This window comes from Citrobacter amalonaticus Y19 (assembly GCF_000981805.1).
In the GTDB taxonomy this organism is placed as follows: Bacteria; Pseudomonadota; Gammaproteobacteria; order Enterobacterales; family Enterobacteriaceae; genus Citrobacter_A; species Citrobacter_A amalonaticus_C.
In genome coordinates, this window is record NZ_CP011132.1 from 1,203,074 (window position 1) to 1,216,597 (window position 13,524).

Annotated in this window: 10 protein-coding genes; 5 read left to right on the forward strand and 5 right to left on the reverse strand. The window is 54.9% G+C overall.

Annotated elements, in window-relative coordinates:
- Positions 1-8: 8 nt before the first annotated feature.
- The 4 genes from nagZ to F384_RS05505 all read left to right on the forward strand — a co-directional run bounded on the left by nagZ (position 9) and on the right by F384_RS05505 (position 3,873).
- The gene (nagZ, locus tag F384_RS05490) at positions 9-1,034 is read left to right on the forward strand and encodes a beta-N-acetylhexosaminidase (protein ID WP_046479577.1); all 1,026 of its coding nucleotides are present in this window, start codon (positions 9-11) and stop codon (positions 1,032-1,034) included.
- Positions 1,035-1,055: 21 nt separating this feature from the next.
- Positions 1,056-1,598, forward strand: coding sequence for an alpha/beta hydrolase YcfP (gene ycfP, locus F384_RS05495; RefSeq protein ID WP_042319601.1), 543 nt, complete (start codon positions 1,056-1,058; stop codon positions 1,596-1,598).
- 245 nt (positions 1,599-1,843) lie between these two features.
- A complete protein-coding gene (gene ndh / locus F384_RS05500) occupies positions 1,844-3,148 on the forward strand; it encodes an NADH-quinone dehydrogenase (RefSeq protein ID WP_046479579.1) in 1,305 nt (434 codons plus the stop codon).
- Positions 3,149-3,333: 185 nt separating this feature from the next.
- On the forward strand, positions 3,334-3,873 hold the full coding sequence (locus F384_RS05505) for a glycine zipper 2TM domain-containing protein (protein ID WP_046479580.1): 540 nt from the start codon (positions 3,334-3,336) through the stop codon (positions 3,871-3,873).
- A 57-nt stretch (positions 3,874-3,930) separates the two neighbouring features.
- On the opposite strand, the gene F384_RS05510 is transcribed toward F384_RS05505, so the two are convergent.
- Together F384_RS05510 and comR are read right to left on the reverse strand one after the other, a co-directional pair.
- On the reverse strand, positions 3,931-6,117 hold the full coding sequence (locus tag F384_RS05510) for a TonB-dependent siderophore receptor (RefSeq protein WP_046479582.1): 2,187 nt from the start codon (positions 6,115-6,117) through the stop codon (positions 3,931-3,933).
- A 231-nt stretch (positions 6,118-6,348) separates the two neighbouring features.
- Positions 6,349-6,984, reverse strand: coding sequence for a TetR family copper-responsive transcriptional repressor ComR (comR, locus tag F384_RS05515; protein WP_046479583.1), 636 nt, complete (start codon positions 6,982-6,984; stop codon positions 6,349-6,351).
- 243 nt (positions 6,985-7,227) lie between these two features.
- On the opposite strand from comR, the gene bhsA reads away from it, so the two are divergent.
- Entirely contained in the window at positions 7,228-7,485 is a 258-nt protein-coding gene (gene bhsA, locus F384_RS05520; protein WP_043001950.1) for a multiple stress resistance protein BhsA, read from the forward strand.
- A gap of 101 nt (positions 7,486-7,586) precedes the next feature.
- Here the strand turns inward: bhsA and ldtC are convergent, their stop codons facing one another.
- From ldtC to F384_RS05535, 3 genes are all read right to left on the reverse strand, one after another.
- A complete protein-coding gene (gene ldtC / locus F384_RS05525; protein WP_046497783.1) occupies positions 7,587-8,552 on the reverse strand; it encodes a L,D-transpeptidase LdtC in 966 nt (321 codons plus the stop codon).
- Between the two features lie 199 nt (positions 8,553-8,751).
- Positions 8,752-12,198 (reverse strand): transcription-repair coupling factor, encoded by a 3,447-nt coding sequence (mfd, locus tag F384_RS05530; protein ID WP_046479585.1) that lies wholly within the window; start codon positions 12,196-12,198, stop codon positions 8,752-8,754.
- Positions 12,199-12,293: 95 nt separating this feature from the next.
- Positions 12,294-13,367 carry an acyltransferase family protein gene (locus F384_RS05535; RefSeq protein ID WP_046479586.1) on the reverse strand — a complete coding sequence of 358 codons (1,074 nt, stop codon included), beginning with the start codon at positions 13,365-13,367 and terminating at the stop codon, positions 12,294-12,296.
- Between the last annotated feature and the right edge of the window lie 157 nt (positions 13,368-13,524).

The following is a 13,524-nucleotide window of genomic DNA, read 5'->3' on the forward strand; positions in this document are numbered from 1 at the left end:
AGAGCAGTGTGGGTCCAGTAATGTTGGATGTCGAAGGGTTTGAGGTGGATGCGGAAGAGCGGGAGATTCTGGCCCATCCACTGGTGGGCGGTTTGATTCTGTTTGCGCGCAATTACCACGATCCGGCCCAGTTACGTGAACTGGTGCGCCAGATCCGTGCGGCGTCGCACAACCATCTGGTGATCGCCGTCGATCAGGAAGGCGGGCGCGTACAGCGCTTTCGTGAAGGATTTACCCGATTGCCAGCCGCGCAGTCCTTTGCGGCGCTGCACGGGCTGGAAGAGGGCGGCAGGCTGGCAGAAGAGGCCGGATGGCTGATGGCCAGTGAAATGATCGCAATGGACATCGATATCAGCTTTGCGCCGGTGTTGGATGTCGGGCATATCAGCGCCGCCATCGGCGAACGTTCCTATCATGCTGACCCGCTTAACGCGCTGGCGATGGCGACCCGTTTTATTGACGGCATGCATGCGGCGGGAATGAAAACCACCGGCAAACATTTTCCGGGTCATGGTGCAGTCACCGCCGATTCGCATAAAGAGACGCCGACCGACTCGCGTCCTGAAGCGGAAATTCGTGCGAAAGATATGTCCGTTTTCCGCACGCTAATCTCGGAAAATAAGCTGGATGCCATCATGCCAGCGCACGTCATTTACAGCGCAGTCGATCCGCGCCCGGCGAGCGGTTCTTCACACTGGCTGAAAACGGTTCTGCGCCAGGAACTGGGCTTTGACGGCGTCATTTTCTCTGATGACCTGTCGATGGAAGGGGCAGCGATCATGGGCAGCTATGCCGAACGTGGGCAGGCATCGCTGGACGCGGGTTGTGATATGATTCTGGTCTGCAATAATCGTAAAGGGGCGGTCAGTGTGTTAGATAATCTGTCGCCGATCAATGCAGAGCGTGTTACACGTTTGTATCATAAAGGTTCATTTTCGCGTCAGGAACTGATGGACTCGTCACGCTGGAAAACCGTCAGCGCGCAGCTCAACCAGTTACATGAACGCTGGCAGGAAGAGAAAGCAGGTCATTAACGCACGTTTGGTGAGGATGCGATGATTATCTATTTACACGGTTTCGACTCTAACAGTCCAGGAAACCACGAAAAGGTCTTGCAGCTACAGTTTATCGACCCGGATGTCAGACTGATAAGCTACAGCACGCGTCATCCGAAACATGACATGCAGCATCTGCTGAAAGAAGTGGACAAAATGTTGCAGCTCAATGTTGATGAGCGACCGTTGATTTGCGGCGTTGGCCTCGGCGGCTACTGGGCAGAACGCATTGGTTTTCTCTGCGATGTTCGCCAGGTGGTGTTTAATCCGAACCTGTTCCCGTATGAAAATATGGAAGGCAAAATCGACCGTCCGGAAGAGTATGCGGATATTGCGACCAAGTGCGTGACCAACTTCCGCGAGAAAAATCGCGATCGTTGCCTGGTTATTCTCTCGCGTCATGATGAAGCCCTGAACAGTCAGCGCGCTTCTGAAGAGCTACACCATTTCTATGAGATCGTGTGGGACGAAGAGCAAACGCATAAGTTTAAAAATATTTCGCCGCACCTGCAGCGAATCAAGGCGTTTAAGACCTTAGGCTAAAACCGGCATCAGCCGGAATCGTCGAACAAAGCCAGCCTTCGGGCTGGTTTTTTTGTCTGTCTTTCCCGCGTTGTCTATCTTTTCAGCAGCAAAACTTGATGCACATCAATTTTGGTATGACCAATGCACCGCTTGTGTTATTCTCACTCTCGAAGGACATTTTCATTGTTGTAACTTGTTGTTAATTAAAGGCTATGTTTATAACGTTTAATTAACAATTGGTTAATCATTTTAAGGGGGTCACGTTGACTACACCACTCAAAAAGATCGTGATTGTCGGCGGGGGAGCTGGCGGGCTGGAAATGGCGACGCAGTTAGGGCACAAGCTGGGTCGCAAGAAAAAAGCGAAAATTACGCTGGTTGACAGAAATCACAGCCATTTGTGGAAACCCTTGCTACACGAAGTCGCAACCGGATCGCTTGATGAAGGCGTGGACGCGCTGAGCTATCTGGCGCATGCCCGTAACCACGGCTTCCAGTTCCAGTTGGGTTCCGTGATGAACATCGATCGCGAAGCGAAAACTATCACCATCGCCGAACTGCGCGATGAGAAGGGCGAGCTGCTGGTGCCTGAGCGCAAAATCGCCTATGACACGCTGGTGATGGCGCTGGGCAGCACCTCCAACGACTTCAACACGCCGGGCGTGAAAGAGAACTGTATCTTCCTTGATAACCCGCATCAGGCGCGTCGTTTCCATCAGGAAATGCTGAACCTGTTCCTGAAATATTCCGCGAATCTTGGCGCGAACGGCAAGGTGAATATTGCGATCGTCGGCGGCGGCGCCACTGGCGTAGAGCTGTCAGCAGAATTGCATAACGCAGTGAAACAGTTGCACAGCTACGGTTACAAAGGGCTCACCAACGACGCGCTGAACGTGACGCTGGTGGAAGCCGGTGAACGTATCCTGCCTGCGCTACCACCGCGTATCTCTTCCGCAGCGCATAATGAGTTAACGAAACTCGGCGTTCGCGTCCTGACCCAGACAATGGTGACCAGTGCGGATGCGGGCGGCCTGCATACTAAAGATGGCGAATATATCGAAGCCGACCTGATGGTCTGGGCGGCGGGGATCAAAGCGCCGGACTTTATGAAAGAGATTGGCGGCCTGGAGACCAACCGCATTAATCAACTGGTAGTGGAACCGACGTTGCAGACAACCCGCGATCCTGATGTCTACGCGATTGGCGATTGCGCCTCCTGCGCGCGTCCGGAAGGGGGCTTTGTACCGCCGCGTGCTCAGGCTGCACACCAGATGGCGACCTGCGCGATGAACAACATTCTGGCGCAGATGAACGGCAAGCCGCTGAAAGCGTATCAGTACAAAGACCACGGCTCGCTGGTTTCGCTCTCCAACTTCTCGACCGTCGGCAGCTTGATGGGCAACCTGACAAAAGGGTCGATGATGGTGGAAGGGCGTATCGCTCGCTTTGTCTACATCTCTTTGTACCGCATGCACCAGATTGCGCTGCACGGCTATTTCAAAACCGGTCTGATGATGCTGGTGGGTAGCATTAACCGTGTGATCCGTCCGCGTCTGAAACTGCATTAATCCTGCCTGACTCAGCACCGTCTGCTGGCGGTGCTGAGCGCCTTCTCCGCTCTGCCTCTGCTTTCAGAGTTCTCTGAATCATCCTGTTTTAACGGCGATCGGCAATATTTTCATCCACTGTCTGATGGGCTTCTTATTGCATTGGTTGCAAAATTGTAACCAATAGCAAAGAAGGAGGATCTCCCGTGAATAAATCGATGTTGGCGGGCATAGGGATTGGCGTAGCTGCTGCGCTGGGTGTGGCGGCGGTTGCCAGTCTGAACGTGTTTGATCGTGGCCCACAGTATGCTCAGGTGGTTTCTGCAACACCTATCAAAGAGACGATTAAGACACCGCGGCAGGCATGTCGCAACGTGACGGTGACGCATCGTAAACCTGTCCAGGATGAGAATCGCATTACCGGTTCGGTGCTGGGTGCGGTTGCCGGTGGCGTGATTGGTCATCAGTTTGGCGGCGGACGGGGTAAAGACGTGGCGACGGTGGTCGGGGCGCTGGGGGGCGGCTATGCCGGTAACCAGATCCAGGGCTCAATGCAGGAAAACGACACCTATACGTCCACGCAGCAGCGCTGCAAAACCGTCTATGACAAGTCGGAAAAAATGATCGGTTACGACGTCACCTATAAAATTGGCGACCAGCAGGGCAAGATTCGCATGGATAAAGATCCTGGCACGCAGATCCCGCTGGATAACAACGGCCAGTTGATTCTGAATAACAAAGCGTAAAAAAGCTGTACTCTGCAAGTTAGCCCCTCTTTCGCTCAGGCTGAGGGGCTTTTTTTATCAGAAGGTTAAGGCGTAGTTCAGACCAAAAGTACGACCCCGGCCCTTATATTCGTACAGTGACGGGCTGCCATAGGTTGGGCTGTACAGCAACGGCGCGCGCTGTCCCCACAGGGTGGTGTAATCCTCATCCAGCAGGTTTTCAATGCTGAAGGTCAGTTTACCCAGCGGAAGCTGATAGCTGCCGATGAAGTCCACGGTATTATAGCCGTCCAGCTTGTTGCCGCTGGCATCGCTGAGATCAAACGATTGCTGGGTCTGAACCCGCAGCGACCACGGCTCGGGGGCCCAACCGACCCAGGCGGTGGCTTTGGACGGCGACGCCAGCGTCACATCCCATTTTTCCCATTTCCCGTTCTGTTTCACTTCAGATTTTAGTACGTTAGCGTTCGCTCCCAGACTCCAGTCGCTGTCAGGGATGAAGTAGTCCACCGCGCCTTCCACGCCGTAAATCCGGCGATCGTCAGGTTCCACGCGGATCGTCATGTCGCTACGGTTAATCACAATCGACTTATCGGACGTCGAATAGTACGCCGCCAGTTGGGTACGCAGATTATCGCCGGTATAGCGCCAGCCCAGCTCATACGAATTGACTTTGATACCTTCCAGACGCGAGTCAGCCACGTTCACGCTGCGCTGGAGTTGGTAATGATCGCCCACCAACTGGTAAGTGCCGTTGCCGTAGTATTTCCCGGGATCCGGCAGCTCAACGCCCTGGGAGAAGTTAAACCACGCCTGCTGGCGTTCGGTGAGATGCGCCAACAACCCGGCGTTGAACAGGAAGTTGTCGTAATCGGTTTTGCCGCCAGGAATGACATCGGCAGAGCTCGCTAAGCCATTGGCGATCCCCTGTTGCTGCGCATAACCCACAAAATCATCAACCCGATTTTCCGTCCACTGATAGCGCACGCCACCGCTCAGGGTGAAGATGTCATTGATGTCATAACTGCTTTGCAGGAATGGGGCGACGTTGGTGATGCTATAACCGGGATAACGTCCCGTCGTATAAGCCGTGCGGTTGTCCATCCCGCCTGACGGTACAGACCAGGCCAGATCGAAGAACTTCTGGTTGGAGTCGAAGGTTTCATGGTCCGCATCGACACCCCATGTCAGCTCCCAGTTATCCATCAACTGGCTGTTAAGGGTGATTTTGGCGCCGTACTGATCGGTATCCTGCTGCGACGCTGAGAAACTGGTCACCTGGCCTTTGCTGAGCGTCGGGAAGGGGTAGAACTTCAGCGACTCATCGCGGTAGTAGATCTGGCTAACCAGATTCTGGCCGAAGAAATCCGCGTCGGAGTATTGCAGGCTGATCAGATGGCGCTCAGTCCCCGGAATGCGGTCAGAACTGAGTCCGCTGCGGGTGCTGGCGGTGCCGCTGTCGGTAACGGCGGACATATTTTCGCCCAGGTACAGTCCGTAATCTTCATCTCCCTGACTCTTGTAGTACTGGGTGACCAACTGTATCTGGCGATGGTCATCAATCTCGAGCGTGCCGGTTCCCATCACGTCCAGACGATCGGAGTGCTGTAGTCCGGTTTGCGTGTTGTCGAGCATCAGGGCGTCACCATTGCCATCGTACCAGCCGCCAAAGCGCTGATAAGCCACGGACATTCGACCAGACGCGCGATCCGTTCCGCCGCTGACCGCTGCGGCAACACGCTCGTCGTGATCGTTACTGTTGTTGAAGCCGGATTTACTGCCCAGTTCAAGCTCTACCTGGCGATCCGGCTGGCCCTTTTTGGTGACGATGTTAATTAAGCCGCCGGTACTGCCGCCGCCATACAGCGACGTTGCGCCTGAAATGACCTCGATGTGCGCGATGTTAAACGGGTCTATCGCATCCAGTTGACGGCTGTCAGTACGTGATGAGTTCAGGCGTACGCCGTCGATCAGTACGACAATCGCGCGGCCGCGCATGTTCATGCCGTAGTTGGTACGTCCCTGGCTACTGACGTCGATGCCGGGGATCAGTTGCGCCAGCACGTCTTTAAACTCTTTACCACCCTGAACCTGTTGCTCAATCTCCTGGCCTTCAATCACCCAGGTGGTCTGTGCCATTTCGGCTACGGTTTTCTGGCTGCGGTTGGCGCTGACGATGAGGTTTTCTTCTTCTGTTTGCGCCGCCGTAGCGGGCAGAGTCAGAGCCAACAGGATTGGGTTGAGGACCCAAAGACGCTTATTCATTCGCATTCCTTTCTGAAAATATCTGTGCAGGTGATGGGTTTTGACCGGTCGGTGCCGGCTGTTACATTGTGAAACAGATGTAAAATCAAATGCGAATATTGCTGATAATAATTGTTATTATCAATAAATTTTTGAGAAAATTTGAACCTAACCAAATGATAACATTAATGATTGTGCGGGAATTGCGGTGAAGAGAACCGGGAAACCGCGTTTCCCGGTCAGAGAAAACGATCAGGCCTTAAGCAGTTCAGGCCACAGACCCAGGGTAGTGCGGGTGATTTGCATCAGCTTCTCGAAACTGGCCCCTTCACGGGCGCTGATGGACATACCCTGCAAAATGCAGCTCAGATACTCGGCAAGATTTCGCACATTACAGTGCGCCGGGATCTCACCACGTTCCTGTCGCTGATGCAGAAATTGCGTCAGGGTCTGTTCCTGCATAGCGTGACGCGATTTCACCGTATGCGCAATGTCGCGCGATGCCGCGGCAAGCGTCGCGGACGTGTTTATCATAAAGCAGCCAGCGGGGGTGTCTTTGCTGGTGAAACAGGTTGCGACTGCGGTGAAGTAATCCTCCAGCGCCGCCTCAACGCTTTTTTCTTCGCAGAGCAACTGCGCTTCATGTTTTGCCGCGAAGCGGGCGATATATCTGTCCAGCACCGCGCGGAACAGTCCCTCTTTATTGGTAAATTCCGCATACAGCGTGGGCGCCTTCGCGCCCGTTGCTTCAACAAGGTCAGAGAGCGAGGTCGCCTCATAACCGTGCTGCCAGAAGAGTGTCATGGCCTTATCAAGCGCGGCTTCCCTGTCGAACACTTTTGGTCGGCCACGGCTTTTTTTTACACAACTTGTCGATTCAGTTGTCATGGTGCCGTCGTACCTTAATGGGGTTAGTGAACAACCATTATAAAAATAAACCCGCACAGGCTCCAGCGCATTCGTGAGAAAAATATTTTTAGTGTAGTCGCATGAAAGATAAGCGGTTTTAATTTTCTATAACGATCGTTATAAAAAGAGGGTTGACGTGTGACCTGGATCACATCTATCATTTATTTATCGATCGTTAAGTAAATACTTACGACGCCCAATCATCTGCAAAAGGTCACAATTATGAAAAACGTAAAAACTCTCATCGCTGCTGCTGTTCTCAGTTCTCTGTCATTCGCAAGTTTCGCGGCTGTTGAAGTTCAGTCAACGCCTGCCGGTCAGCAAAAAGTCGGCACCATCTCTGCAAACGCAGGGACTAACCTGAGTTCGCTGCAGGACGAACTGGCGCAGAAAGCGGATGCGATGGGTGCGAAATCTTTCCGCATTACTTCTGTGACGGGTCCGAACAATCTGCACGGTACCGCGGTAATTTATAAATAAGCATTAACCCCTCATTGATGCCTGCTGCTACAAAATAACGCGACATAAAAAAGCCCCGCTGAAACGCATTCAGCGGGGCTTTTTCATGTCCGTAACGGTTATTACATCGACTGCTGCTCGACCTCACGATGACGTCTGACATCGACCGGCATCCCGGAGCGAACATCCATCACATGCTGCATCACCGCCGCGTCAGTCTGCGCAGAATCTTTAAATGCCTGCAAGGTGCTGTTCAGCACAATAGGCAGAACCTGCGGGTCATCATCAATATTCCTCGACAGCGGCTGGTGGACTTCGACCAGACGCGTACCATCCGGCTCAACCGAGGCCTTAATCGGGGTATTGATGATATTCACTTTGGTGCCTGGCGTAACCTGTCTGAACAGGGTCTCGATGTCGCCATCACGCAGGCGGATACAGCCTGAGCTGACGCGCATGCCGATACCGAAATCGGCGTTGGTGCCGTGCAGCAAATAGACACCGCCATAAGCGGCTAAGCGAATGGCATGATGTCCCATCGGGTTATCCGGGCCGGCAGGAACCACCGCAGGAAGGTCGATCCCTTGTGCTTTATAACGGGCACGGATATTTGCCGTCGGCGTCCAGGTTGGATTAGCGCGCTTATCGGAAACCGTCGTGACCATCGTCGGGGTCAGAGTATCACCGCCCAGTTGGCCAATGCCGATAGGGTAGACCGTAACCGCATTTTTACCTGGAGGGTAGTAGTAGAGTCGCAGTTCAGCCAGGTTGATGACAATGCCTTCACGCGGCGCATCCGGCAGCAGCGTCTGCAACGGAATGGTCAACACGCTACCCGGGCGGGGAACGTAGGGATCTACGCCAGGATTCGCCTGCAACAGGGCAAGAAAACCGACGTTGTACTTTTTCGCGATGGCTTCCAGTGAACCCCCGTTATTTTCGACAACGTGGTACTTATTTTCCCCGACCAGCTTGCTGCCAGGTGGAGGAAGAGGCCAGGTATTCGCCTGCGCGGGAAGCGCAAGCGTAATGCTGGCGGCGAGCGCAAAAAAGGCCAGCCAGCGGGAGAATCGCATATTGTTCATTATCATCACAAATCAAAGGGTTATTATGCCAGAGCAGTCCAATGATAATTATGGCGGGGCGGTGTGTCTTGAATTGCAAGGGAAGTGCAAAGAGTTGTAAAGATCGCGGAACCTTGCCTGATGGCGTTGCGCCTGTCAGGCCTGCGGCCAGGCATCGATTGGTAGGCCGGATGAGACGAAGCCGCCATCCGGCACCACACAATTACGCCACGGCGTTTTCTTCCAGTTGCTGCATAAACTGACGCACCCATTCCATCCGCGTTTTCCGCTCAGCCAGGTCCTGGATGAACTTCAGTCGGGTCGGTCCGTCAAGACGGTAGTGCTGCGGCTGTTTTTGCAGCAGTCCAATCAGCCAGTTCGGATTGACATGGTTCTTCTCAGCAAATTCGATGGTGCCGCCTTTCTCGTTGCCTTCCAGCTTGCGAATGCCCAGTTTCTGCGCCTGTTGACGCAACCGGGCGATATCCAGCAAGGTACGCGCCGGATCGGGCAGCAGGCCGAAGCGGTCGATCAGTTCCACTTTGATCTCTTCAAGTTCATTCTCGCTTTTCGCGCTGGCAATACGCTTATAGAACGACAGGCGGGTGTTGACGTCCGGGATGTAATCGTCCGGCAGCAGCGACGGCATACGCAGTTCGACTTCCGTTTGCTGGCTGGTGAGATCTTCCAGCGATGGCTCGCGTCCGGCCTTCAGCGCATCGACAGCGTTTTCCAGTAATTCCATGTACAGCGAGAAGCCGATGGTTTCCATCGAACCGCTCTGTTCTTCTCCGAGCAGTTCACCCGCGCCGCGAATTTCCAGATCGTGAGTCGCCAGCGCAAAGCCTGCGCCCAGGTCTTCCAGCGAGGCGATAGCTTCCAGACGTTTTTGCGCGTCGGTCGTCATCGCTTTGGGATGCGGCGTCAGCAGCCAGGCATACGCCTGATGGTGTGAACGCCCCACGCGACCGCGCAACTGATGTAACTGCGCCAGGCCGAAGTGGTCCGCTCGCTCGATGATAATCGTGTTGGCGGTCGGGATATCGATACCGGTTTCGATAATAGTGGTGCAGACCAGAACGTTAAAACGCTGATGGTGGAAGTCGTTCATCACGCGTTCCAGTTCGCGTTCGCGCATCTGCCCGTGACCGATGGCGATCCGCGCTTCCGGCACCAGTTCCGCCAGCCTTTCGGCGGCTTTCTGGATGTTTTCCACATCGTTGTAGAGATAGTAAACCTGACCGCCGCGCAGCACTTCACGCAGAATCGCCTCGCGCACCACCAGACTGTCGTACTCTCGAACAAAGGTTTTGACCGCCAGACGACGCGCCGGTGGTGTGGCGATAATCGACAGATCGCGCATGCCGCTCATCGCCATATTCAGCGTACGTGGGATAGGGGTGGCGGTCAGCGTCAGAATATCCACATCGGCACGCATCGCCTTAATGCGCTCTTTATGGCGCACGCCGAAACGGTGCTCTTCATCGACGATCAGCAGCCCCAGATCTTTCAACTTCACATCGCTTTGCAGCAGCTTGTGCGTACCGATCAGAATATCAATTTTCCCTTCGGCAACCTGTTCCAGGATCACTGCCTGTTCTTTGGCGCTGCGAAAGCGGGAGATCATCTCGATGCGCACCGGCCAGTTGGCAAAGCGGTCGCGGAAGTTATCAAAGTGTTGTTGGGCGAGCAGGGTTGTCGGCACCAGAACCGCCACCTGCTTGTGGTTTTCAACCGCGAGGAACGCGGCGCGCATTGCCACTTCGGTTTTGCCAAATCCAACGTCGCCGCACACCAGACGGTCCATCGCCAGCGGCTGACACATATCGCTGAGCACGGCGTTAATCGCCTGCGCCTGGTCGGGGGTGGTTTCGAACGGGAAGCTGTCGCAGAACAATTGGTACTGTTCGCGATCGTGTTTGAAGGCGAATCCCTCTTTTGCCGCCCGCTGGGCGTAGATATCCAGCAGTTCGGCCGCCACGTCGCGCACTTTCTCCGCCGCTTTCTGCCGGGCGCGTGACCAGGCGTCGCCGCCGAGTTTATGCAGCGGCGCGTTCTCTTCCGCGCCACCGGCGTAACGGCTGATCAGATGCAAAGAGGAGACCGGGACGTACAGTTTGGCGTCGTTGGCGTAGGTGAGCATCAGGTACTCGCCTTTGATCCCGCCGGCTTCCAGCGTGGTCATCCCGGCATAGCGTCCGACGCCATGCTCCAGATGTACCACCGGTTGACCCGGATGCAGTTCCGCCAGGTTACGAATCAGCGTGTCCGGATTAATCGTGCGGCGTGAATCCTGACGACGGCGCGCCACGCGCTCGCCCAGCAGGTCGCTTTCACAGATTAAGGCCAGATTGCGCGTCGTATCGATAAACCCGTGTTCGGCGGCGCCAATCATCAGGTAGCGTCCAGCATCCACGGCTTCGTCCAGACGCATAATGCGTTTCGGCGCGACTTTGATGCGGGCGAGCAGTTCACCAAGCGCTTCACGACGACCTTCGCTCTCTACCGAGAAAATCACCGGTCCGTTGAAAGACTCCAGGAATTTGCGCAGAGCATCCAGCGGCGATTTTTGCTGCGCCTGGACTGCGAGATCCGGCAGCGGCTGGAAGCCTAAGTTGGTATTCGCCGCTTTAGCGGGAAGGTGATCGGTTTTGAGCTGTACGCGTGGCCAGCGCTTGAGTTCAGAAAAGAGCTCATCGACGCGTAACCAGAGCGATTCCGGTGGCAGCAACGGGCGCATCGGATCCACGCCACGGTTTTCGAAACGCGCCAGCGTATCGGCCTGGAAACGTTCGGCGCTGTTTTCCAAATCACCGGTATTGACCACCAGCGTATTGGCCGGGAAATAGCTAAACAGCGGCGGCAGCGGTTCGCTGAAAAACAGCGGCTGCCAGTATTCGATCCCCGCAGGCAAGGTGCCCTTACTGACCTGCTGATAGATATGCTCCGCGTCGCGCTTCACCTCGAAGGTATCGCGCCACTGGCTGCGAAACAGTTCGACTGCCGTTTTGTCGGTCGGAAATTCGTGCGCGGGCAGCAGATTGATCGCGTCAACTTCTTCCAGCGTGCGCTGGGTGTCAGCGTCAAACAGACGCAGACTGTCAATTTCATCGTCGAAGAAATCCAGACGGTAGGGCTGTTCGCTGCCCATTGGGTAGAGATCCAGCAACGCGCCGCGGGTGGCGTATTCACCATGCTCCATGACCTGATCAACGTGCCGGTAACCGGCACTGTCGAGCTGCAAACGCAGGGCGTCGCGCGATAAACGCTGACCTTTTTTCATCACCAGCGCATGACCGTGCAGATAGCTGTGCGGGCAGACGCGCTGCATCAGGGTATTGACCGGCACGATCAGCACGCCGCGCTGCATCGACGGCAACTGATACAGCGTGGAGAGACGCGAGGAGATAATTTCCTGATGCGGAGAGAAACTGTCGTAGGGCAGGGTTTCCCAGTCCGCGAGGTTCATGACCATCTGATCGGTAAACTGGCGGATTTCATCATGCAGGCGCAGCGCATTTTGCATATCGGGCGCCACGAGCACGACAGGACCGGCATGACGTTCGGCAATTTCTGCCACCAGTGTGGCACAGGCAGCCCCGGTCAGTTCACCCAACAGGCGCTGGTCGCCCGCTTTGACGGGCAGCGTGTAACGTTGTTGTTCAGGCATTCGGTTTAGGTATTCGTCTGATAAGCAATGCCCTGTATTATCCGTGATCGCTCCTCATTAGCAAATTGAATCGCCCTCATATGAGGGCGAAAGACTTAGCGGGAATAGCCAACGGTTTGCGGGCGGGAAGGCGGAGAGAAGAGGATATCGCCGAACAGTCCCTGCGACAGTTTGCGCACGGCAAGACCCAGGAGTGTACAGACCAGCAGGCTGGCAAACGGATAGACCAGCAGCAGGGCCAGTTCCAGTGAGGCGGACCAGACGGCGGCATTGATCTGCGGGATCAGCAGCAGGCTGAACGCCTCCACCAGAATACGATGCGTGGTGTAAATGGCGATGGTGTTCGAACCGATCACATTAAGCAGACTGGATTCACGCATGCCGAAGCGCTGTTCATACTGATAAAACAGCTTCATGATCAGTATGATAGAGACCAATGACAGCAGCAATGAGACGTTAAACAGCCACGCCGCGATAGCCAGCGCGATGGCAGCCGCGCAGGGCAGCGCATAGCGACGCAATGGCACCTCTTTGATCCACGCCATTAGCGGCACGCCAAACCAGGCGCCGAGACTGTAATACGGCAGATTGCGGACAACGCTGTTCATTCCCCACCACGGGGTGGCAACAAAATTGACCGCCACGCTCAGCAAAACAAACAGGGCGAACAGCGGCATAGCCCAGCGGCTGAACACTTTGCAGACCACAAAATAGACAATGAGCGCATACAGATACCACAGGCTGGTGCTGGCGGTGAGCATGCCGTGAAGGAACTGGCCGACGGAACCGGCGTAAGCGGCGTTGGAGGCGTTATGCAGGTCGCGTTCCGGCGCCAGCCAGTCGTTCAGTGCGCTGAGCGCCAGCCACTGGGTCACACCCCACAGCGCCAGCACCCAGAAAATACTCCAGATTCGCTTGTTGATGCTCTCTTTCCAGCTCACGCTGTCGATATAGCGGCGAATCAAAAAGCCCGAGATAAAGAAAAATACCGGCATACGAAACGGAGCGAGATAGAGATTAAAGTAAACCCAGCATTTGGACAGCAGTGCCGAGAGTGGCAACTGGAAGTGGGTCAGGTGGGGATAGAAGGTGATGACTGAGTGATAGATTACCACCAGACAGATACATAACCCTTTGATTTGGTTAATCCATAGCTCTTTCTTTTTCATCAGGACCCTGTGCTTGTGTTAGTCAACATAGCCTGTGATCCTGCGGGGTGATGCGGGCGCTGTAATGCGTAACATTCTGCTTTTTGCTTTTTTAAGAAAAGGATCAGGGTCGACAGGGCTACCTCACGAGACCACTGCGCTGCGGATCCCTTTCGTC

Bases quoted from the DNA above. Each gene is read 5' to 3' on its own strand.
- ycfP (WP_042319601.1), top strand. From the start codon at position 1,056: ATGATTATCTATTTACACGGTTTCGACTCTAACAGTCCAGGAAACCAC.
- F384_RS05510 (WP_046479582.1), bottom strand. From the start codon at position 6,117: ATGAATAAGCGTCTTTGGGTCCTCAACCCAATCCTGTTGGCTCTGACT.
- comR (WP_046479583.1), bottom strand. From the start codon at position 6,984: ATGACAACTGAATCGACAAGTTGTGTAAAAAAAAGCCGTGGCCGACCA.
- bhsA (WP_043001950.1), top strand. From the start codon at position 7,228: ATGAAAAACGTAAAAACTCTCATCGCTGCTGCTGTTCTCAGTTCTCTG.
- mfd (WP_046479585.1), bottom strand. From the start codon at position 12,198: ATGCCTGAACAACAACGTTACACGCTGCCCGTCAAAGCGGGCGACCAG.
- F384_RS05535 (WP_046479586.1), bottom strand. From the start codon at position 13,367: ATGAAAAAGAAAGAGCTATGGATTAACCAAATCAAAGGGTTATGTATC.